The organism is Salinisphaera shabanensis E1L3A, from assembly GCF_000215955.2.
Lineage (GTDB): Bacteria > Pseudomonadota > Gammaproteobacteria > Nevskiales > Salinisphaeraceae > Salinisphaera > Salinisphaera shabanensis.
The window spans coordinates 21,368-40,722 of record NZ_AFNV02000019.1 but is presented as its reverse complement, the minus strand read 5'-3'; the positions used below and the strand labels follow the sequence as shown (position 1 = coordinate 40,722).

General features: G+C 61.6%; 14 protein-coding genes and 1 pseudogene. 6 read left to right on the top strand and 9 right to left on the bottom strand.

The window, feature by feature from the left end; genetic code table 11:
- Window positions 1-211: 211 nt before the first annotated feature.
- The 3 genes from SSPSH_RS12535 to SSPSH_RS12525 form a co-directional block, all read right to left on the bottom strand.
- Window positions 212-610, bottom strand: coding sequence for a tautomerase family protein (locus SSPSH_RS12535; RefSeq protein WP_006912133.1), 399 nt, complete (start codon window positions 608-610; stop codon window positions 212-214).
- 500 nt (window positions 611-1,110) lie between these two features.
- The gene (locus SSPSH_RS12530; protein WP_006912134.1) at window positions 1,111-2,886 is read right to left on the bottom strand and encodes an SLC13 family permease; all 1,776 of its coding nucleotides are present in this window, start codon (window positions 2,884-2,886) and stop codon (window positions 1,111-1,113) included.
- A 116-nt stretch (window positions 2,887-3,002) separates the two neighbouring features.
- Window positions 3,003-3,395 (bottom strand): rhodanese-like domain-containing protein, encoded by a 393-nt coding sequence (locus SSPSH_RS12525; protein ID WP_006912135.1) that lies wholly within the window; start codon window positions 3,393-3,395, stop codon window positions 3,003-3,005.
- 329 nt (window positions 3,396-3,724) lie between these two features.
- On the opposite strand from SSPSH_RS12525, the gene SSPSH_RS12520 reads away from it, so the two are divergent.
- Together SSPSH_RS12520 and SSPSH_RS12515 are read left to right on the top strand one after the other, a co-directional pair.
- The gene (locus SSPSH_RS12520) at window positions 3,725-5,419 is read left to right on the top strand and encodes an NAD-dependent malic enzyme (RefSeq protein WP_006912136.1); all 1,695 of its coding nucleotides are present in this window, start codon (window positions 3,725-3,727) and stop codon (window positions 5,417-5,419) included.
- A 257-nt stretch (window positions 5,420-5,676) separates the two neighbouring features.
- Window positions 5,677-7,377: an AMP-binding protein gene (locus SSPSH_RS12515; RefSeq protein ID WP_006912137.1), complete on the top strand. Its 1,701-nt coding sequence runs from the start codon at window positions 5,677-5,679 to the stop codon at window positions 7,375-7,377.
- A gap of 16 nt (window positions 7,378-7,393) precedes the next feature.
- On the opposite strand, the gene SSPSH_RS12510 is transcribed toward SSPSH_RS12515, so the two are convergent.
- The gene (locus SSPSH_RS12510) at window positions 7,394-8,383 is read right to left on the bottom strand and encodes a DnaJ C-terminal domain-containing protein (protein WP_006912139.1); all 990 of its coding nucleotides are present in this window, start codon (window positions 8,381-8,383) and stop codon (window positions 7,394-7,396) included.
- 338 nt (window positions 8,384-8,721) lie between these two features.
- Between SSPSH_RS12510 and SSPSH_RS12505 the strand changes: the two genes are divergently transcribed.
- The gene (locus SSPSH_RS12505; RefSeq protein WP_006912140.1) at window positions 8,722-9,039 is read left to right on the top strand and encodes a hypothetical protein; all 318 of its coding nucleotides are present in this window, start codon (window positions 8,722-8,724) and stop codon (window positions 9,037-9,039) included.
- 117 nt (window positions 9,040-9,156) lie between these two features.
- Here the strand turns inward: SSPSH_RS12505 and SSPSH_RS12500 are convergent, their stop codons facing one another.
- From SSPSH_RS12500 to dinB, 3 genes are all read right to left on the bottom strand, one after another.
- The gene (locus SSPSH_RS12500) at window positions 9,157-9,828 is read right to left on the bottom strand and encodes a thiopurine S-methyltransferase (RefSeq protein ID WP_006912141.1); all 672 of its coding nucleotides are present in this window, start codon (window positions 9,826-9,828) and stop codon (window positions 9,157-9,159) included.
- 32 nt (window positions 9,829-9,860) lie between these two features.
- On the bottom strand, window positions 9,861-10,586 hold the full coding sequence (locus SSPSH_RS12495) for a glutathione S-transferase (protein ID WP_006912142.1): 726 nt from the start codon (window positions 10,584-10,586) through the stop codon (window positions 9,861-9,863).
- A 96-nt stretch (window positions 10,587-10,682) separates the two neighbouring features.
- Window positions 10,683-11,780, bottom strand: a complete 1,098-nt coding sequence (dinB, locus tag SSPSH_RS12490) for a DNA polymerase IV (RefSeq protein WP_006912143.1) — start codon at window positions 11,778-11,780, stop codon at window positions 10,683-10,685.
- Window positions 11,781-11,876: 96 nt separating this feature from the next.
- On the opposite strand from dinB, the gene purU reads away from it, so the two are divergent.
- The gene (gene purU, locus SSPSH_RS12485) at window positions 11,877-12,734 is read left to right on the top strand and encodes a formyltetrahydrofolate deformylase (protein WP_006912145.1); all 858 of its coding nucleotides are present in this window, start codon (window positions 11,877-11,879) and stop codon (window positions 12,732-12,734) included.
- A 27-nt stretch (window positions 12,735-12,761) separates the two neighbouring features.
- On the opposite strand, the gene SSPSH_RS12480 is transcribed toward purU, so the two are convergent.
- A complete protein-coding gene (locus SSPSH_RS12480) occupies window positions 12,762-15,101 on the bottom strand; it encodes an acyl-CoA dehydrogenase family protein (RefSeq protein ID WP_006912147.1) in 2,340 nt (779 codons plus the stop codon).
- A 258-nt stretch (window positions 15,102-15,359) separates the two neighbouring features.
- On the opposite strand from SSPSH_RS12480, the pseudogene SSPSH_RS19555 reads away from it, so the two are divergent.
- Window positions 15,360-17,276 (top strand): annotated as a pseudogene (locus SSPSH_RS19555) (PAS domain-containing hybrid sensor histidine kinase/response regulator); the annotation flags it as partial.
- A 223-nt stretch (window positions 17,277-17,499) separates the two neighbouring features.
- On the top strand, window positions 17,500-18,183 hold the full coding sequence (locus SSPSH_RS19990; RefSeq protein WP_202962171.1) for an AAA-type ATPase lid domain-containing protein: 684 nt from the start codon (window positions 17,500-17,502) through the stop codon (window positions 18,181-18,183).
- A gap of 59 nt (window positions 18,184-18,242) precedes the next feature.
- On the opposite strand, the gene galE is transcribed toward SSPSH_RS19990, so the two are convergent.
- On the bottom strand, window positions 18,243-19,268 hold the full coding sequence (gene galE, locus SSPSH_RS12455) for a UDP-glucose 4-epimerase GalE (protein ID WP_006912150.1): 1,026 nt from the start codon (window positions 19,266-19,268) through the stop codon (window positions 18,243-18,245).
- Between the last annotated feature and the right edge of the window lie 87 nt (window positions 19,269-19,355).

Sequence of the window (19,355 nt, the reverse complement as noted above, 5' to 3'; positions counted from 1 at the left end):
GTGTACAAACCTGGGCGGATATTCGACCCTAGTGTGGATCGGCAAAAACCCCGTACGTCAAGGCCTGCGGCGCGTGATCAATAATTGCGCAGCGTGGCCTGAATGCAGGTCCGCCAATGCTTTGCGAGGTTTGACTACGGCTTGTCCACAGGCTTGTCCAGTGCGATTGTGAAAACTATTTTGTACCGCCGAGCAGCCCGCAAAGACCGTTCTAGGCGTCCGACTCGGCCTCGGATTCGCTCCAGTCGCGTGCCCAGCCTTCGTCGTCGCGAAACATTTCATCGCCGGCATGCTGGGTGAATTCGATAGCAATGCGTTCGCGTGGCACTTCCAGATGTTCTACACACAGGTCGAGCAGGGCGATCGCCAGCTCTTCGCGCCATTCGGTTGGGCGTCCGCGGCGGATATCGCACATCATTACCACGCCCGGTTCAGGCTCCCCCTCGCCGCAACGCCAGAGACTGCCACCGGTGAGTTCGCGAAAACCCACGCTTACGCGACGCGGTGTGGTGTGCATGCGCTCGGCGTAGGTTTCACCCAGCCGCCGTGCCAGCGTCCGTTTGGTTTCCTGGGGATATTCGATGGGCACGTCGAGTTGCAGATAAGGCATGAAGGCTTTCCGTTCGTTTGATGAACGCCCATGAATGCACATCGCAGCCAGCGCATGCAATGCGTGATGTTCATGGGGCGCCGTAACGCGCCTGGATGAAAATTGATCGATACCGATCCACACGGCCTCGCGTGGGCGATTCCGCGCTCTGTGCGCATTTTTTCCACAGGCTTATCCCGTCCTCCTGTGTGTAACACCGCATTCGGGATGTGTCCGCCCACCGCGCTGAACAATACCCACAGCAGAACCGCGAGCGTTTGTGACGAACTGGCTTTTAGGCGACGCAACTCGTCGCCAGCGCCGCTATATCTTTGGTATTCGAGGCTGATCAATAATTGCGCAATAAGCCCGCACACCCTGTGCCGCAAGCGTTTCGCGACGGTACCAACGGGTTGTCCACAGCGTTGTCAAAAGCCTGTGTGCACAATGCGGCGGCGTACTTTGTCGAGGGTCAGCAGGACGGTATCCGGTCGGGCGACGCCACGGCGCGATTGGTGGCTTCAACCGGTCAGCGGCCAGACCCAGGGCACGAGGCCGATGGTGATCACGCCCACGAGCAATGTCAGCGGCGCGCCCAGGCGTAGAAAATCGGTGAATCGATAACCGCCCGGGCCATAGACCATGAGATTCGTTTGATAGCCGATCGGGGTAAGAAAGCTCGCCGACGCTGCGATCACCACCACGATTGCATACGGCATGGCCGATTGCGACGCGCCGTGGGCGAGTGTGACGGCAATCGGGAACATGATCACGGCTGCCGCGTTATTGGTCACGATCGACGAGATCAACACCGTGCTTACAAACAGGCCAGTCAACGCGGCATAGCTCGAGCTGCCGGCCAAACCGACGAATGCCTGGGCGATCGTTTCGGCCAACCCGGTTTGCTGGACGGCTGCGCCAATGCCGATCGCTGCACCGATGGCGACCAGCAAAGACCAGTCGAGAGTCTTGCGCACAGACCCCAGCGAGCAACAGCCGGTGAGTACCATGAGTACGGCACTCGCCAGCGCACCGTGGAGAATGTCGATCAGACCGACCGCAACCGAGATCACGAGCAAGGCGATAATCCCGATTGCGGCATAGGCACGCTGGTGCTGAGGTGGATGCGAACCCTCGATCGTGCTGACCAGAAAGAAGTCGCGCGAATGCCGCTGCTGGGCGGCGAACGATGGACGTGCCTCGAGCAGTAGCGTATCGCCCGGCTGGAGCACGATATCGCCGATCTTGCGTCGAATGCGTGCGCCGTCGCGCGCGACGGCGAGTACAACCGCGTGGTACAAGCCGCGAAAGCCGCCTTCGCGAATGGTCTGACCGACCAGCGGACAGCTATGCGATACCACCGCTTCGATGAGTACCCGCGCCCGGCGCGGTGTATCGAGCTTGAAGATCTGCTCGGTGGCCGGCACCAGACCGCGCGTCTTGTGCAGATGCACGACCGAATCCACGATGCCCACGAACACCAGCCGGTCTTCCCCCTGTAGCGGTTCGCGCGGTGACACGGCGGGCAGAATATGGCCGTCGCGTTCGATTTCGGCCAGATACATGCCCGGGAGCTGGCGCAGTCCGGCTTCTTCGATGGTCTGGCCTTCGAGCGGGCCGCCGGCGGCGACCATCATTTCGACGCTATATTCGCGCGGATTGTCCATACGATCGAGCGCGGGTGTCCGGTCGGGTAGCAGCCAGTGCCCGGCGCCGATCATCAGCGCTGTGCCCAGCACGGTGATGGGCAAGCCGATCCAGGCGAGCTCGAACATCCCCAGGCCGTCGTCCAGACCCTGTTGCACGAGCAGACTGTTAACGAGCAGATTGGTGCTGGTGCCGATCAGCGTGCAGGTGCCGCCCAGGATCGCGGCAAAGCTTAACGGCATCATCAGCTGAGACGCAGACATGCCGTGTTTCCGACACCAGTCGGAGACGGCCGGGATGAGGGCTGCCACCACCGGCGTATTGTTCAAAAATGCGCTGAGTATGGCGGTTGGCACCACCAGCTGGGTCTGCGCATGGGCGATCGAACGCGGCTTTCTGAGCACGCGTGCGGCCAGCATCTGGGTTGCGCCCGTGTCGCGCAGGCCTGCGACCACCACATAAAGGGCTGCGATAGTGATCACGCCCGGGTTGGCAAAACCCGCGAAAGCCGATTCTGCGTCGATGACGCCGGTGAGCAGCAGCGCGATCAGCGCCCCCACGAGCACGGCATCGACCGCGACCGAGGTCAGCGCCAGCGCCGCAAAAGCCGCGACAAGCACGGCCAGCGTGAACAAGGCGGCTAGTGACATGGAGAGCGGGTCGGGGCTGGGCTATGCCCGAGTCTGGCCTTGGACGGGGTAAGCGAAGACACGCGACGGTTGTCTCGTCTCATTCGACTCGGGTACCTGGCGGTGGCGGCATACGATCAGTCGTCATGCGCAACTTCACGCCTCTGCTCGGCCCAGTAAGTGAAGCCGCCTTCCATATGCGCGACTTCGGTGAGCCCCATATCGAGCAGCGTCGCCGTAGCGAGGGCCGATCGCCAGCCTTTGTTGCAATACAGGATCAGCGAATCGGCATCGAGCAGCGCCGGCTTGTGATACGGGCTGTCGGGGTCGATCCAGAACTCGAGCATGCCCCGCGGCACGTGCATTGAACCGGGGATATAACCCTCGCGTTTGCGCTCGCGTATGTCGCGCAGATCGACAAGCAGCACATTGGCGTCGCCGCGGCGAGCGGCCACGTCGGCGGGTGAAAGCGTGGTTACCCGTTCCTGGGCCCGTGCGACAAGCGTCTGAGCGCTGGTTTCGATCGGCATGTTTCGCTCTCTTTGATATTCCGGCACCGGTTATATCATGCGCGCCATACAGCGAATGGCACGTTGACAGGTGAGCCGGCACCGTTGCTGTATTGGCCGTGGCCGAAACGAAAAACCGATACGCCTGGCCGTTTGCACTCCGGCGCGCGCTACAAGCAACACGCCAGGGTAATGCGTCGTCATGTACCCGCGGCCAACCCGCTTTATTATATGCGGCAATTGGATTTCGGCTGACGGGCACGAACGCGAGCGCGTAACGCGTATCGTGGATAAACGGCAGCCGCACTCTGGTGCGAAAACCTCGAATCGAAAAACTCCAGGATGGCTTGATGACCAAACACAGCGAGAAACGTTCGCTCTATATCCCCTACGCCGGCCCGACGCTGCTGGAAATGCCGTTGCTCAACAAGGGCAATGCATTCGATGCAGACGAGCGCGTGGCCTTCAACCTGATCGGGTTGCTCCCGCAGAACGTCGAAACCATCGAAGAACAGGTCGAGCGCGCCTATCGTCAGTATCAGAGCTGTACCAACGATCTCGACAAGCATATCTACCTGCGCGGGATTCAGGACGATAACGAGACCATGTTCTTTCGCCTGCTCGAAGAACATCTCGAAGAGATGATGCCCATCATCTATACGCCGACCGTCGGTCGCGCCTGCGAGAAGTTCTCCGAAATCTACCGCAATCACCGCGGCATCTTCGTGAGCTATCCGGACCGCCACCGTATCGACGATATCGTGCGTAGCGCGACCAAGGACAACGTCAAGGTCATCGTGGTCACCGACGGCGAGCGTATTCTCGGCCTGGGCGATCAGGGCATTGGCGGTATGGGCATCCCGATTGGCAAGCTGTCGCTGTATACCGCCTGTGGCGGCATCAGCCCGGCCTATACGCTGCCGGTGGTGCTGGACGTGGGCACCAACAACCAGGATCTGCTCGACGATCCCATGTATATGGGCTGGCGCCATGAGCGTATTTCCGATGCCGAGTACGCCGAGTTCGTCGATCTGTTCGTACAGGCGATCAAGCGCCGCTGGCCGGGGGTATTGCTGCAGTTCGAGGATTTCGCCCAGGCCAACGCCATGCCGCTGCTCAAGCGCTATCGCGACCAGCTGTGCTGTTTTAACGACGATATCCAGGGCACGGCGGCCGTGGTCGTCGGCTCGCTGCTGGCGGCCTGTAAGGCCAAGAAGGAGTCGATTGCCGATCAGACCATCGCGTTCGTGGGGGCCGGGTCGGCCGGTTGCGGTATTGCCGAGCAGATCGTGGTGGCGATGACCGCCGCCGGGCTCGAAGAAAGCGAAGCACGGGCCCGTATCTATATGATCGACCGCGATGGCTTGATCACCGATGCCATGAGCGGTCTCTACGATTTCCAGAATCGTTTGGCTCAGCGTCAATCCAAGGTGGATGGCTGGAACGATTCCACCGAAACCGATCCGTTGTTGACGGTGATCGATAATGCCAAGCCCACCGTATTGATCGGTGTCTCCGGCCAGCGCGGGTTGTTCTCGCAACAGGTCATCGAAACCATGCATCGACACTGTGCGCATCCGCTGGTCATGCCGTTGTCGAACCCGACCTGGAAAGTCGAGGCGACGCCGCAGGAGATTCTCGACTGGACCGATGGCGAAGCGCTGGTCGCCACCGGCAGTCCGTTCGATCCGGCGACGGTCGGCGACGAGAAGCGCCCGATCGCACAATGCAACAACGCCTATATCTTTCCCGGCATCGGGCTGGGGGTCATTGCCACCGGTGCCGGTCGTGTTACCGACGCCATGCTTATGGCGGCCTCGCAGGCGCTCGCCGAGAGTTCGCCCTTGGGCACGACCGGCGAGGGCGCGCTGTTGCCGCCGCTCTCCGAGGTGCGTGAACTCAGCCAGTCGATCGCGTTTGCCGTGGCCAAACAGGCCCAGGCCGATGGCGTTGCCCTGAAGTCCAGCGACGACACGATCACCGAGCGTGTCGAACGTCATTTCTGGTATCCGCGCTACCGTCGCTATCGGCGCGCCGCGTTCTAGCACTGGGCTGAGTCGCCTGCAAATAAGCGCGGTTCGATCGCCTTTTCGGCGGCTTCGACCAAAGTCGGGGCCGTCGAGCGCGCCGCTGTCAATGGGCACGACACGGGCGTTTGGCGCCGTCGTCTGGCTGTTGCCGCCACGGTCGCTGGCGGCCGTCTTGTCTTCGTCTGTAGTTCGTCGCTTAATCGAGCGATAACAACAAGCACGCAGCGCGTGCGATCAAAGCAGCGTCGGCGGATGCTGCGAGGAGCGAAGACATGAGCAGCGCCCAGCCCAGTTATGCGCACGGTGCGCACGCCAAAGCGTTGTCTGGTCAAACCATCGGTCAGGCGTTCGATTTCGCGGCAGCCCGCTGGCCGGACCAACTGGCGGTGGTCAGCCGCCACCAGTCGATTCGCTTGACCTATGCCGAACTCAGGCAACAAGTGGATCGCTATGCGGCCGCGTTTGTCGCGCTCGGGCTCGAACCCGGCGAGCGGATCGGCATCTGGTCGCACAACTGCGCCGAATGGCTGATCACGCAATACGCCAGTGCCAAGGCCGGGCTCATACTCGTGAATATCAATCCGGCCTATCGGCGCGCCGAGGTCGACTATGCCTTGAAAAAGGTGGGCTGTCGGGCGCTGGTGGTCATGCCGCGTCATTCCAGCAGTGACTACATCGAGATACTCGAGTCGCTCGCGCCGGAGCTGGCCGATTGCGCGCCCGGCGAGCTGGCCTGCAAGGCCTTGCCGGATCTCGAGATGATCATCCGTCTGGGCGATGAACGCACGCCCGGTATGCTCAATTTCGATGACTTGCCGGCTCGTGCTGGTCCGGCAGACGCGGCTCGAGTCGAAGAACTGGCCGGTCTGCTACAGGCCGACGACCCGATCAATATACAGTTCACCAGCGGCACTACGGGACGCCCGAAAGGCGCGACACTGTCGCACCATAATATTCTCAACAACGGCCTGTTTGTCGGCGAGGGCATGGGATTGACCGCCGACGACCGTATTGCCGTGCCGGTCCCGTTGTATCACTGCTTTGGCATGGTGATGGGCAATCTCGGCGCGCTCACCCACGGCGCGGCGGTAGTCTATCCAGCGCCTTCGTTTGAGCCGACGGCCACCCTCGAGGCAGCCGCGGCCGAGCGTTGTACGGCGCTTTATGGCGTACCCACCATGTTCATAGCCGAAATGGGCGTTCCCGATTTCGCCGACTACGACCTGTCCAGCCTTCGCACCGGCATCATGGCCGGCTCACCGTGCCCGCAAGCGGTGATGCAGCGAGTGATCGACGAAATGCATATGCAGGATGTGATCATCTGCTATGGCATGACCGAGACCTCGCCGGTGAGTTGTCAGACCGAGATGGACGACGAAATGCAGGCACGGGTGGCCACCGTCGGACGCGTCCTGCCGCACCTGGAAATCAAGATCGTGGATATCGACGGGCGGGTGGTGCCGCGCGGCGAGCCGGGCGAATACTGTACCCGCGGCTATAGCGTGATGCTCGGCTACTGGGACGATGCCGAACGCAGCGCCGAGGCCATCGATAGCGCGCGCTGGATGCATACCGGCGATCTGGCCGTGATGGACGAGGCGGGTTATTGCCGGATTGTCGGCCGGCTCAAGGATATGGTGATTCGAGGCGGCGAGAATATCTATCCGCGCGAAATCGAGGAATATCTCTATCGCCATCCCGCGGTGGCCGATGTGCAGGTCGTGGGTGTGCCGGACGCGCGTTACGGCGAAGAACTATGCGCCTGGGTCCAGTTGGCCGCGGGCGAAACACTCGATGAAGCGGCCCTGCGCGCGTTCTGCGACGGTGAGATCGCCCACTACAAGATTCCCCGTTATATCCGCTTCGTCGAGGGCTTCCCATTGACCGTCACCGGCAAGGTGCAGAAATACCGGATGCGCGAACAGATGATCAGTGAGCTGGGGCTGGCGTCGGCAGCGGGCATCGAGGCCTGACGACGACGCGTTCGAATCAGACCCCCAAACGCTCGCGCGGGTTGAAATCCAGCTCCTCGGCCATGCGTTCGTAAACCGCGCGCGACTTGTCGCTGTTGGCCGGCGGCAGGGCGATACGCAATACCGCATACAGATCGCCTGGCGTCTTGCCCGGCATGCCGCGCCCACGCAGGCGCAGGCGTTTGCCATCGCGCGAATTCGGCGGGATACGCAAATCCACGGCCCCTGCCGGCGTCGGCGCTTTTACGGTCGCGCCAAGCGCGGCCTCCCAGGGAGCGACCGGCAGCTCCAGAATCAGATCGGCGCCATCGAGGGTATATAACGGATGCGGCTTGAAGCCGATTTCGAGTAGCAGATCACCCGGCACATCCGCTGTATTGCCCGATTTGGCCTGGCCGGACAAGCGCAGCTGCTGGCCTTCACGAACGCCTTTCGGAATGGTGACGTTGAGCGCGCGCGAACGCTCGACGGTCTGGCCGAGTTCGTTGATCTCGGGCGAGCGCAACGTCACACGCCGGCGCCCGCCGGTAAACGCATCCTCCAGATCGAGTTCCACGCGGGCGATATGGTCCTGACCACGGCGCTGGCCGAAGCCCGGCCCGAAACCGTGAGTACGACGTGAGTTGCCGCCCGCTCGCGTACCGGCAAAGCCGCGCCCGAACAACGACTCGAAAAAGTCGCTGAAGGTTGATCCGTCGGCGCCGGGCGGCGGTTCAGCGTGCGCGCCACTGCTGAAATCGAAACCATGATCCCAGCCGGGCGGCGGTCGAAAACCGGTCTGAGCACGGGCGCGCTCCGGGTCGATACGATCGTAGGCCGCGCGCTTTTCCGGATCCTTGAGTACTTCGTACGCTTCGTTTGCTTCTTTAAAGCGATCGTCGGCGTCGGCTTCCTTGCTGACATCCGGATGGTACTTGCGCGCCATGCGTCGATACGCCTGCTTGATCTCGTCTTCCGAGGCGCTGCGCTCCAGACCCAGAATCTTGTAGTAGTCCTTGTATTCCAATATTTATCTCCGGTGAGTCTCGTCCTGCATGACCCACGGATTGAACATATGGGCGCGTGGCTCGGCTTCAATCGACCGCTATAAAACATCGGCCGTTGCGAGGCGCTACTTCAATGCGCTGGCGGTCGCGGTTGTCGACATGTGTGCGCGAGGCATCGTTCGGTCTTATCGTCGTCATGACGGCAGGACAGAATCAAGCCGTGTTGCGGAACCGGCTTGTATGGGCATATCACGGCTCGTCTGTCATACCCGATGAAAAAGCCGTATCGTGGTGGGCAACCGCCGCGCTCGTGCATGGCGCAGGCCGCGTCCTTTCATCGTCATCACCCGCGTCTTCAATGATCGATTATCTCAGCGGTATCGCCGAAGCCCATGAAGTGGATCCGCTGTTGTTCGTGCTGATCTATCTGGTGAGCACCGGGCCATTCCTGCTGGTCAGCGGTTGGCTTTTTCACCATATCCGCAAGCAGCGGCCGCTCGCGCTGCTCACCTTCATCTGGGCGCTGTGCTACACCGCGCCTTATCTGTACGTGCTCGCCGTCGGCCGTGATCTTCCGCTCTGGGTGTATGGCATGGTCGCGCTATTGATCATCGGCGGTCTATGGCTGGCTGCGCGCGGGCTGATGCGGCGACTGTATCGTGCGGACAACCGCTAGCTGTTCGCGGACCGGCATTTCAGACTAACCTCGGCCGCGAACGCCTCGATTGACCACGAACGCACGGTCACTGCGTTCGCCGGATAATGGGGGAGGCGCTGCGGGGCCAGGCCTTTGTCAGTCTGTCGCAGTGATACGAAACACGTATTCGTCGGCGCTTTTGACGCCACGCTGGGCAAGCATGTCCTGGCCGCCAAGTCGAGATCCGCTTTCGAGGGACGCCACCTCGCCGCGGTGCTCGAACAGCGTATTGACTTCGGCCGTATCGACGGCGAAGGGCGGCCCGTTCATCTGACTCTGATCGTAGTCGAGCGTTATGAGCAGACCGGGCGCGTCTTTGGTGAGCAACGTACATAAATGCTCGACGTAACGCGCGCGCATCGTCTGCGGCAATGCGATCAGGGCAGCGCGGTCGTAAAAAGCCTGGAACGCGCCGAGCGTTTCGGTATCGGCCGTGAAGAAATCACCCACCAGGATTTCGATGGTGCCTGCACCGCACTCGGCGCGATAACGATCGAAGCCACCTATCTCGTCGCTGTCGACGGCCAGATGCTGTTCGATGAAAAAATCCTGGGCTGCGATCGGGCTGAGTTCGATGCCGGTCACGCGATGGCCGCGCTCGGCGAGTGTGCGCATGTCGGGTGTTTTGCCGCACAAGGGTACGAGCACGTGGGCATCGGTGCCGAGTTCCAGCGTGGGCCACCACTTGTTGAGCATCGGGTGCCCATCCGGCTGATGGAAATGGGTCTGTTGCTGTGACCAGCGTTCGTGCCAGAACTCGGGCTCCATGGATTCTCCCTCGAATCAGTGTGCCACCCCCCTCAACGCGCTACATCGAGTTCGGGGTAATGGCGAAAGATGCCATCCTCATTGAACGCTATACGCCGCGCCGAGTCGAGATAGCGGGCGATCCCGGGTCGGGCGGCGACGCGTTCAGTCAATGCTGCAATACGCGCCATGGCGTGTTTGTGTTGCGTCATCGCCGCGGGGAAGGCATAGCGCAGGCCGCGTACCACATGGAATAAGCTCAAATCGGCTGTCGTGCAGGCATCGCCCACGAGCCACTCGTCGCCGGTCGGGTTGTGGGCCAGTACCTGCTCGAAGTAGTTCAGAAATTTAGGCAACCGCTGTTCGAGAAAGACGGCGCTGCGTCGTGTGGCTTCCCGTTTCTGATCCTCGTAATACAGACCGGGGCCAAGCGGATGATGGGTATCGTGGATTTCGGCCACGAAATCGGTGAGGGTGAGCTGCAGGCCGTGCCACCACAGTTGCGGCGCCTCATCCGTCGGCGCAAGCCTCAGCCGCGGGCCGAGAAACTGCAGAATGTTGGCCACGTGCGAGACTTCGATATCGCCCGCGCGTAGATAGGGCGGGGCGAACGGGGCCGCCGAGTTATGGTCGAAGTCCAGCCCCCGGTTGACGCGATCGAGGCCGTTCTCGGTGTCGTAGGCTATATCGATATAGTCTGCGTCGGCATCTTCGAGTGCTAGACGCACGAATTCGCCGCGGCCGGGAATACCCGGCCAGTAATAAAGTTCGTAGCGCATACGGTCACCACCGTTCGAGGGTTCAATCGGGCATCGCAGCAGAGCGCGCCGGTGCGGTCAAACGCGAAGCGTTCGACGCATGCGGTTGGATCGCGATCAGAGCAGGCTGGGTTGAACCGCTTCTTCGCGACTATCCACGAAACCGGACAAGCCGACGCCGACCAGGCGATAGCGGGTGTTCGGATCGGCGTCGACCCGGTCGCGCAGTGCGCAGGCGATATCGGCCAGTTCTGTGGCCGAGGTCGGCCGGCTGGGCGGTGTGAAGCTACGCGTCAGGATCTGGAAATCGGTGGTCTTGAGTTTGAGTACCACGGTACGGGCGACGCGCGGGAGCTTGCGTTCGTGGTTCGCCCACGTCTTTTCGGCCAGGCGCTGAATATGCTCGGCGAGTTCGTCGAGGCGTAGATCCTCACGCAGCGTATCTTCGCTGGAAACCTGTGCGGCATCGCGTTTTGGTTGCACGGGGCGTTCGTCGATACCGCGCGCGAGTTCGTATAGTCGGCGGCCCCAGCGGCCGTAGCGCTTGACCAGCTCGGCCTGCTCGAAGGCGCGTAGATCGCCCACGGTATGCACGTCCAGCGCGGCCAGTTTTTCTTTCATCTTCGGGCCCACGCCGGGCACCTTGCCGATCGGCAGCGGCAACAGAAAGGCATCCACGCGCTTGGGTGTAACCACGAACTGGCCGTTGGGCTTGCGCCAGTCCGAGGCGATCTTGGCCAGAAACTTGTTCGGCGCGATCCCGGCGGATGCGGTCAACCCGGTGACTTCGAGTATCTCGGCTCGAATCACACGTGCGGCTTCGGTGGCCGAAGGCATGTTGGTATGGGTAACGGTCACGTCGAGATAGGCCTCGTCGAGTGACAGCGGTTCGACCAGATCGGTATGGCGCAGGAAGATCTCGCGAATCTGGCGCGAGATCGCACGATAACGATCGAAATGCGGATCCACGAAAATGGCCTGCGGGCACAACCGTTCGGCGCGCATGGCCGGCATGGCGGAACGCACACCGAACACGCGCGCTTCGTAGCTGGCCGCCGTCACCACCGAGCGTAAACCGCGCTTTGCCACCACGACCGGTTTGCCTTGCAGACTCGGGTCATCGCGCTGTTCGACCGACGCATAGAAGGCGTCCATATCGACATGCACGATCTTGCGCAGCGGGGCAGACGCGGACGTCTCGGTCTGCGCATTCATGGCATCAGGCCCGCGTGCGCGTTGCGCGCTACCATAGCGGGCTTTGTCGCGGGCCGTACGTCGGCCTGTTCGCTCATTTGGTCAACGGCATCAATCATGGATCGTCCCCGTCATTTTACCCTGCGTTTTTCCTGTCCGGATCGGGTCGGTATCGTCGCCCGGGTGGCGAGCTTCTTCGCCGGCCACGGCGGCTGGATTCTGCGTTCGAGCCAGCATTCCGATGAAGACAGCCAGCGATTTTTCATGCGCGTAGAAGTGCGTGCGGATTCGCTTGATCTCGATGAGGCCGGGCTGTGCGAACAGTTCGAGCCGATCGGCCGTGATTTCGATATGGACTGGCAGATCAGCGACAGCGCGGTGAAAAAACGGGTCGTCATTCTCGTTTCCAAACAGATGCACTGTCTCTACGACCTCCTCGAGCGCTGGCAGTCGCGTGAGCTGGATATCGAGATTCCCTGCGTGATTTCAAACCACGACGACGCCCGCGGGCTGGTCGAGTGGCACGGGCTGCGATATCACCATGTGCCGATCGACAAGGACAACAAGCCCGAAGCCTGGGCCGAAATCGAGCGGCTGTTTGTCGAAGCCGGCGGCGAAACCATGGTGCTGGCGCGCTTCATGCAGATTCTGCCCGCCGAATTGTGTGATCGTTTCCCCGGTCGTATTCTCAATATCCATCACAGCTTTCTGCCGAGCTTCGTGGGCGCACAGCCCTATCTGCAGGCCTACCAGCGCGGTGTGAAGCAGGTCGGCGCAACCTGTCATTACGTCACGCCCGAACTCGACCAGGGGCCGATCATCGATCAGGACGTGACCCGCGTGGATCATGGCGACACGGTTCGCGACCTGGTCCGTTATGGCAAGGACATCGAAAAAGCCGTGCTCGCACGCGGGCTGCGCCACCACCTGGAAGATCGCGTGCTCATCAGCGGCCGGCGCACGGTCGTTCTATGACCGTACGCAGTCCGTGCGGGTTGGCGGTTAGGGCCGCTCGCCGCGCGGGGCCTGTTTGAGTGGTTCACGACCGACATAATTCTCGAACGCGATGGGTGCCGAGAGCAGTTCGTCGGGAATACCAAAAGCCTCGACATACGCGAGTGCGTCGGGGCGAATCTCGCCGAGCAGGGCGCCGCGCAGGTTACGCAGTGCCTTGTACTTGCCCGAAGAGATATAGCCGTAGGTCAGATACCACTCGGCATGTTCGAGTAGCGTATCGATCGCCGACAGCTGGCGCATGCGTTCAAGTGCATCCTTTTCCGGCCCGTCGGCAAGCGGCTCGACGGCATCGGCAAAGGTCTGGGCGATATGGTGATGCATGTCGGCATGGGCGAACGCCATCATGTGATCCTGGATATCGCTGAACGCCATGAACGGTTCCATATCCTCCTGCTGTACCCGCTTGTAGAGCCGGCGCGACGCGGCCACCAGCAGGTTGTGCTTGCGCAATTTGAGCAATTCGAGATGGAAATCCGCGCTGCGCAGATGATCCTCGTCGGTCTTGCGGGCTGTGAGCGGGTTGATATCGATCAGCTCGGTGCGGGCCATGCTGGTGAGTTCGCGTACCAGGGTCAGCGCCAGGTTCTGTTCGAAGCCCTTGGCGAAGCTGGCCAGCCGATTCTTCGAGACCAGGTTGAGCAGTACGGTGTTGTCGCCCTCGAAGGTGGCGAAAACGTCGATATCGCGGCGAATGGTCGCGATCTGGTTTTCGGCCAGAAAGCCCAGTCCGCCACAGCACTCGCGTGCGGTTTGGGTGGCATCGATGGCATGCCAGGAGGCCATCGACTTGATGCCCGCGGCGAGCGTTTCCACCTCGCGCGCGGTTTCATCGGTGCGATCGCGAAAACGCGCGATCAGGTCGAAGGCAGCGAAATGCATCGCATAGGTATGCGCGATGGCCGGAAACAGGCGCATCTGATGCGTCTTGTAGTCGATGATGCGTAGCTCGCTGCCATCCGCCCCACCGAACTGACGTCGGACCGTGGCATAGCGGGTCGCGATCGCCAGCGATTTCTTGGCCGCCGTGACCGAGGCCGCACCGACGCTGATACGCCCGCCCACCAGCGTGCCCAGCATGGTGAAAAAGCGCTTGTTGCTGCCGGAGATCGGGCTGTCGTAGTCGCCGTTCTCGGCGACGCTGGCATAGCGATCGAGCAGGTTTTCGCGCGGAATACGGACGTTGTCGAAATACAGCCGGCCGTTGTCCACGCCGTCCAGGCCCATCTTGGAGCCGCAGTCTTCGATGCGTACGCCGGGCGCCGGCTCGCCGTCGTCGGTTCGAATGGGCACGATGAACGCGTGCACGCCGTAGTTTTCCCCGCCGGTGGCCAGCTGGGCGAACAGCGTCACCGCATGGCCATCGCGCGCGGCGTTGCCGATCCATTCCTTGCGCGCCGACATCGTGGGCGTGTTGATCACAAACTCGTCGGTATCGGCATCGAACGTTGCCGTGGTTTCGACTTCCTGCACGTTCGAGCCATGGCCGGATTCGGTCATTGCAAAGCCGCCAAGCAGCTTGCCCGAGGCGATATCGGGCAGGTATTTCTGGTGGTGGTCGTCGTTGCCCAGAAAGATGATGCTGCCGCCGAACAGACCGAACTGCACACCGAATTTCACCACCAGGCTCAGGTCGAACATCGCCAGCGCCTGGAACACATGGATGAAACCCGCCATATCGCCTTGGCCGCCCACACTTTCCGGCATGGCGCCGATGGCGATGTCCTGTTTTTCGGTGGCCAGATATTTCAGCCAGCGCAGTACCGTCGCGCGCTGGCTTTCTTCGGATTCGCCGGTGCTGTAGGTGAAGATATCCTCGGCCAATGCATCACGAACCTGCTGCCATTTCTTGGCGTAGTCCCCTTCCAGAATCGTTTGCAGCTTGGCGGCTTCGAAGCTGGGCTCGGGCTCGTTCACGCTCTGGTCGACCGGCTCGCCGGTATCCTGAAATATTTCGGCCGAAACGCCCATGCCGCTCACGCCGTATTCGCGCGCATAGTCGGCCACGGCTTCATTGACCGATCCGTCGGAGGCGTCGCTCATGGCATCGCTCATCGCGGTCAGCGAGGGCTGGCGCCGGCCCACCTGTTCACGGATACGTCGCCGCAGACGCGCCAGTTCGGTCGCCGTGGGTGGCGCGTCCGGGTCGAGCCAGGTATCCAGCGTTTGCTGGGCCTCGTCATCGAATGCGGGTAGCTGTTCGGCGATCGACTTGATATGGGTGGATTCCGCTTGGGCCAGCGTCCCGTCGGCCCACGCGATATAGATCACCGGCAAAAGCGGCTGGAGTTCGGCATTTTCGACAAGCGCATCGGTGCGGTGGGACATGAGCGTTCTTTGTTTAGACCGGTGTCTCTTTGTACCAAACTCGAGGCGATTTCGATGCAACGGCGTCGAACGTCATCTCGTGCATGCGATGGTCAAAGCCAGCGAATTGTGTCGTTTGGCTCTTTACATTGTCTGCAGGCAGCCGACAAAGTATGAAATAAGACCGGTTTTAAACCCGTGTCATTTTCAGGCGCCAGGATCGTGCTCCCGATTGATCGTTTCCGGTGCGCACGAAGCACCGGCCCGCTCAAAGCATGCATGCGCTTCTTGTCCGGTGCGGACGCCGTGCTGCTGCTCTTCGATGCAACCTTGGAGTGGTCTTGCATGAGCGTTGATGGTGAGTTGGAACAAATCAGCCGGTTTCTCAATGGGATCGGCCACCACGCGTATATCTGTCTCGATAAGGCGGGCCGGGTGGTCAGTTCGACCCGTATGGCGCAGGACATTGCAGGACTGACGGCCACCGAGGCGCACGGGCGGTTGTTCACGCACATGCTCCCGCGTGTCGCCGACGGGCAGGAAAGCCTCGATACGATGGTTCTCGAGGGGCTGTTCAACCCCGGACAAAAGTTCACGGACCTGCGACGTCGGTACAGCCAGAGCGGTCGCTCCATGTGGCTCGAGGTAACGATCGAACGCCTCGATGGCGCGCAGGTGACCGGTATTACCTACGGCATGAGCTTGATGGACGTCAGCGAGCGTCAGCACGTTGAAGCCCATCTGCGCGAGAGTCTGCGCATGCTCCATGTGGCCGAGGAGACGGCCGGGCTAGGCCATTGGCGACTGGATCTGGCGACGCAGAAAACGCAGTGGTCCAAAGGCGTCTATTTGATCCACGGCTTCGATGAAAACAGCAGCGCAGGACTGGATGAAGCCCTCAACGCCTATGTGCCTGAGGATCGTGAGCGCGTGGCCGCCGTGCTCGAACACGCCATCGCCACCCGGCAGGATTTCGAGTTTCGCGCGACGTTGCAACGGCCCCAGGGCGATCGCCGCGTTGTACAGGTTAAGGGCCATGCCGAACTCGACGCGGCAGAAGAAGCGATCGCACTGTTTGGTGTCATTCGAGATATAACCGCAGAAAGCGCTGCCACTCGCGAACTGGTTGTGGCCCGCGATGAAGCCGCCTCGGCTGCGCAGGCCAACATGATGCTGCTGCCCACGATGAGCCACGAAATACGCACGCCCTTGAGTGGCATCGTGGGCATGCTGGAGTCGCTGCATAGTGGCAGCGCGTTGCAGACACCGGAACATGTGCTCAAGACAGTGGAGTCGGCGTCGCGAACGCTCATGACCGTGCTCAACGACGTGCTCGATCACGCCAAGATCGAAAGCGGCGAACTACAGATCGAAAACGTGGCGTTCGATCTGGCCGAGGTGGCCCATGGCACGCTCGATCTGTTTGAAGCCAGCGCCGCCGAAAAAGAGTTGACATTGGTTCGTGAGGTCGAAGGGCCGCTGGAGGTGTTAGGTGACCCGACCGGCATCCAGCAGATCATGTCCAATTTCCTAAGCAATGCGATCAAGTTCACGGCGGTTGGAAGCGTGCGCCCGGCGCTGGGCTTCGACGCGGCCACGGGGTGCCGTATCGAAGTCATCGATAGTGGCATTGGCATCGACCAGGCTACGCTCGCACAGATATTCAAGCCGTTTCGTCAGGCCGGCGCCTCGACCACGCGGCATTTCGGCGGCTCCGGGTTGGGGCTTTCGATCTGCCAGCGTTTAGCCGAAGCAATGGGTGGCTTCGTTGGCGCGGAGAGCGTCGTGGGCGGCGGCAGCCGATTCTGGCTGCAGTTGCCGATGCAAAAGGTCGAGCGCGAAACACCGCAGCGGGCTGCTCAGGGCTTCGACGAACCGGCCGGATTGCCAACGGTAAGCGGCACGATGCCCCACGTGCTGATCGTGGACGATACCCAGACCAATTGCCTGATTGCCGAAAGCCATCTGCGCGCACTTGGCGCGCACGTGGAAACCGCCAGCAACGGCCTGGAAGCGCTGCAACGTATGTGTACGCACGAGTTCGATGCGGTGCTCATGGACAACGCCATGCCCGTGCTGCGCGGTACGGTGGCCAGCGATCTGATCCGGCTGATGCCCTTTCCCCGCTGCAGCGTCCCGATCGTTGGTGTATCAGCCGATTCGAGTGGCGAGCATACGCAGCAAACGTCGAGTGCCGTGCGTATGAACGCCATGCTTGAAAAACCGTTGCGTCAGGAATCGCTGGCGGCCACGCTCGCGCCGTTGCTTGGCGACTGGCAGTGGCGCAAGAGTGCAGGCGTGGGCGCCGCGCGAGCTGTTCGGCCATGTGAAGGGCGCGTTTACCGGCGCGCTCGAAAACCGGATCGGCGCCGCCAAGTAAGCCGGCGGCGGCACGCTCTTTCTCGACGAAATATGCGAAATGGAGCTAAAGCTTCAGGTCAAGCTGTTGCGCTTTCTGCAGACGGGCATGATTCAGCGGGTTGGCAGCAGTCGTCCCGAGGCAGTGAATGTACGCGTGATCTGTGCCACCAATCGCGATCCGGCCGCCGAGGTCGCCGCAGGGCGTTTTCGCGAAGATCTGTTCTATCGCCTGTCCGTACTGCCGATCGAACTGCCGCCGCTGCGCCAGCGCGGCGACGATATTGGCCTGCTCGCGCAGAGTTTTCTGGATCGTTTCGCGGCGGAGGAAAACAAGCATTTCGATGCGCTGAGCGATGACCTCATCGCGCAGATGAAACGCCATCCATGGCCGGGCAACGTACGCGAACTGCAAAACGCGATGCGGCGTGCGGTGGTCATGAGCGCGGGGCCGAAGTTATCTTTGCCCGCTACGCTGGGCGGCGAAAATGCCCGTGCGGCGCCCGTGTCCGCGCAAACGCATGACCTCGCTCAGACCGCGGCAGACTCGGATACGCCGTTACCGCCTTCGGGCTTCGATGGCATGACACTCGAAGAAATCGAGCGCTGGGCGATCGAACGTGCGATCGAGCGTTGCGGCGGGAGTATTCCGGCGGCAGCCCGGGTGCTCGACACCAGCCCGTCCACGCTGTATCGAAAGCGCGAGCGTTGGGCGGATCGGACCGACACGGCCACCACCAGCTAGCTAGAGGCGATAGAACGCGGGTTAAGAGGACGCGCCAGGGCTCGATGCCTTGGCGTGGTTCAGGCTGGGCTGTCGTCGTAGCCCTGCGGGTTTTGCGACTGCCAGCGCCAGGCATCGGCCATGATGTCGTCGATAGTGCGACGACACTGCCAGTCCAGCTCGGTTTCCGCCTTGTGCGGATTGGCCCAGCATTGAGCAATATCGCCCGGGCGGCGGCCGACAATTTGATAGGGCACTTCACGCCCGCTTACACGTTCGAATGCACGCACCGCTTCGAGAACCGAATGACCCTTGCCAGCCCCGAGATTCCAGGTATGCAAGCCGGCCTTGTCGGTGATGGCATGGGCCGCCTTGAGATGGCCTTCGGCCAGGTCCATCACATGGATATAGTCGCGCACACCGGTGCCGTCGGGGGTGGGGTAGTCGTCGCCATAGATCGACAGCTGCGGCAGCCGACCGATCGCGACCTGTGAGACATAGGGCAGCAGGTTATTGGGAATGCCGTTCGGGTCTTCGCCGATCTCACCGCTTTCATGCGCGCCGGCCGGATTGAAATAGCGAAGAATCGCGATCGACCAGTCCGGATTCGCGGCATACAGATCCTGCAGCATCCATTCGATCATCAGCTTGGAGCTGCCGTAGGGGTTGGTTGGCCGGCCGGTGGGGGCGGCCTCGGTGAGCGGCATATCGTCGGATTCGGCATAGACCGTCGCCGACGAACTGAATACCAGCGTACGAACCTCGGCAGCGCGCATGGCTTCGCATAGCGACAGGGTGCCGCCGACGTTGTTCTCGTAGTAGGCCAGCGGTTTCTGTGTGCTTTCGCCCACCGCCTTGAGGCCGGCGAAATGGATGACTGCATCCACCTGATGCTCGGTCAACGCCTGCTGGAGGCGCGGCGTATCGCGGATATCGGCCTCGATGAAGGTCAGCGAGCGCCCGGTCAGCTTCTCGACCCGTCGCAGCGACTCGCGCGAGGCGTTCGAGAGATTGTCGTACACCACGACCTCGTACCCGGCTTCGAGCAGAACGAGCGCGGTATGCGATCCGATATAGCCGGCGCCGCCGGTTAGAAGCATCACCATCGTTGAGGACCTATCATGCCGGAGGCGATGGGTTAGGGCGCTGAGCGTTCCGGCGTGTCAGCAGCCTGCGTGAACAACGACGCCGGG

What these genes read in the sequence shown, in the direction of transcription:
- SSPSH_RS12500 (WP_006912141.1), bottom strand. Translation starts at nt 9,828, where the DNA reads ATGGAGCCCGAGTTCTGGCACGAACGCTGGTCACAGCAACAGACCCAT.
- galE (WP_006912150.1), bottom strand. Translation starts at nt 19,268, where the DNA reads ATGGTGATGCTTCTAACCGGCGGCGCCGGCTATATCGGATCGCATACC.
- SSPSH_RS12480 (WP_006912147.1), bottom strand. Translation starts at nt 15,101, where the DNA reads ATGTCCCACCGCACCGATGCGCTTGTCGAAAATGCCGAACTCCAGCCG.
- dinB (WP_006912143.1), bottom strand. Translation starts at nt 11,780, where the DNA reads ATGAATGCGCAGACCGAGACGTCCGCGTCTGCCCCGCTGCGCAAGATC.
- SSPSH_RS12505 (WP_006912140.1), top strand. Translation starts at nt 8,722, where the DNA reads ATGATCGATTATCTCAGCGGTATCGCCGAAGCCCATGAAGTGGATCCG.
- purU (WP_006912145.1), top strand. Translation starts at nt 11,877, where the DNA reads ATGGATCGTCCCCGTCATTTTACCCTGCGTTTTTCCTGTCCGGATCGG.
- SSPSH_RS12520 (WP_006912136.1), top strand. Translation starts at nt 3,725, where the DNA reads ATGACCAAACACAGCGAGAAACGTTCGCTCTATATCCCCTACGCCGGC.
- SSPSH_RS19990 (WP_202962171.1), top strand. Translation starts at nt 17,500, where the DNA reads ATGGAGCTAAAGCTTCAGGTCAAGCTGTTGCGCTTTCTGCAGACGGGC.
- SSPSH_RS12530 (WP_006912134.1), bottom strand. Translation starts at nt 2,886, where the DNA reads ATGTCACTAGCCGCCTTGTTCACGCTGGCCGTGCTTGTCGCGGCTTTT.
- SSPSH_RS12495 (WP_006912142.1), bottom strand. Translation starts at nt 10,586, where the DNA reads ATGCGCTACGAACTTTATTACTGGCCGGGTATTCCCGGCCGCGGCGAA.
- SSPSH_RS12525 (WP_006912135.1), bottom strand. Translation starts at nt 3,395, where the DNA reads ATGCCGATCGAAACCAGCGCTCAGACGCTTGTCGCACGGGCCCAGGAA.
- SSPSH_RS12535 (WP_006912133.1), bottom strand. Translation starts at nt 610, where the DNA reads ATGCCTTATCTGCAACTCGACGTGCCCATCGAATATCCCCAGGAAACC.
- SSPSH_RS12515 (WP_006912137.1), top strand. Translation starts at nt 5,677, where the DNA reads ATGAGCAGCGCCCAGCCCAGTTATGCGCACGGTGCGCACGCCAAAGCG.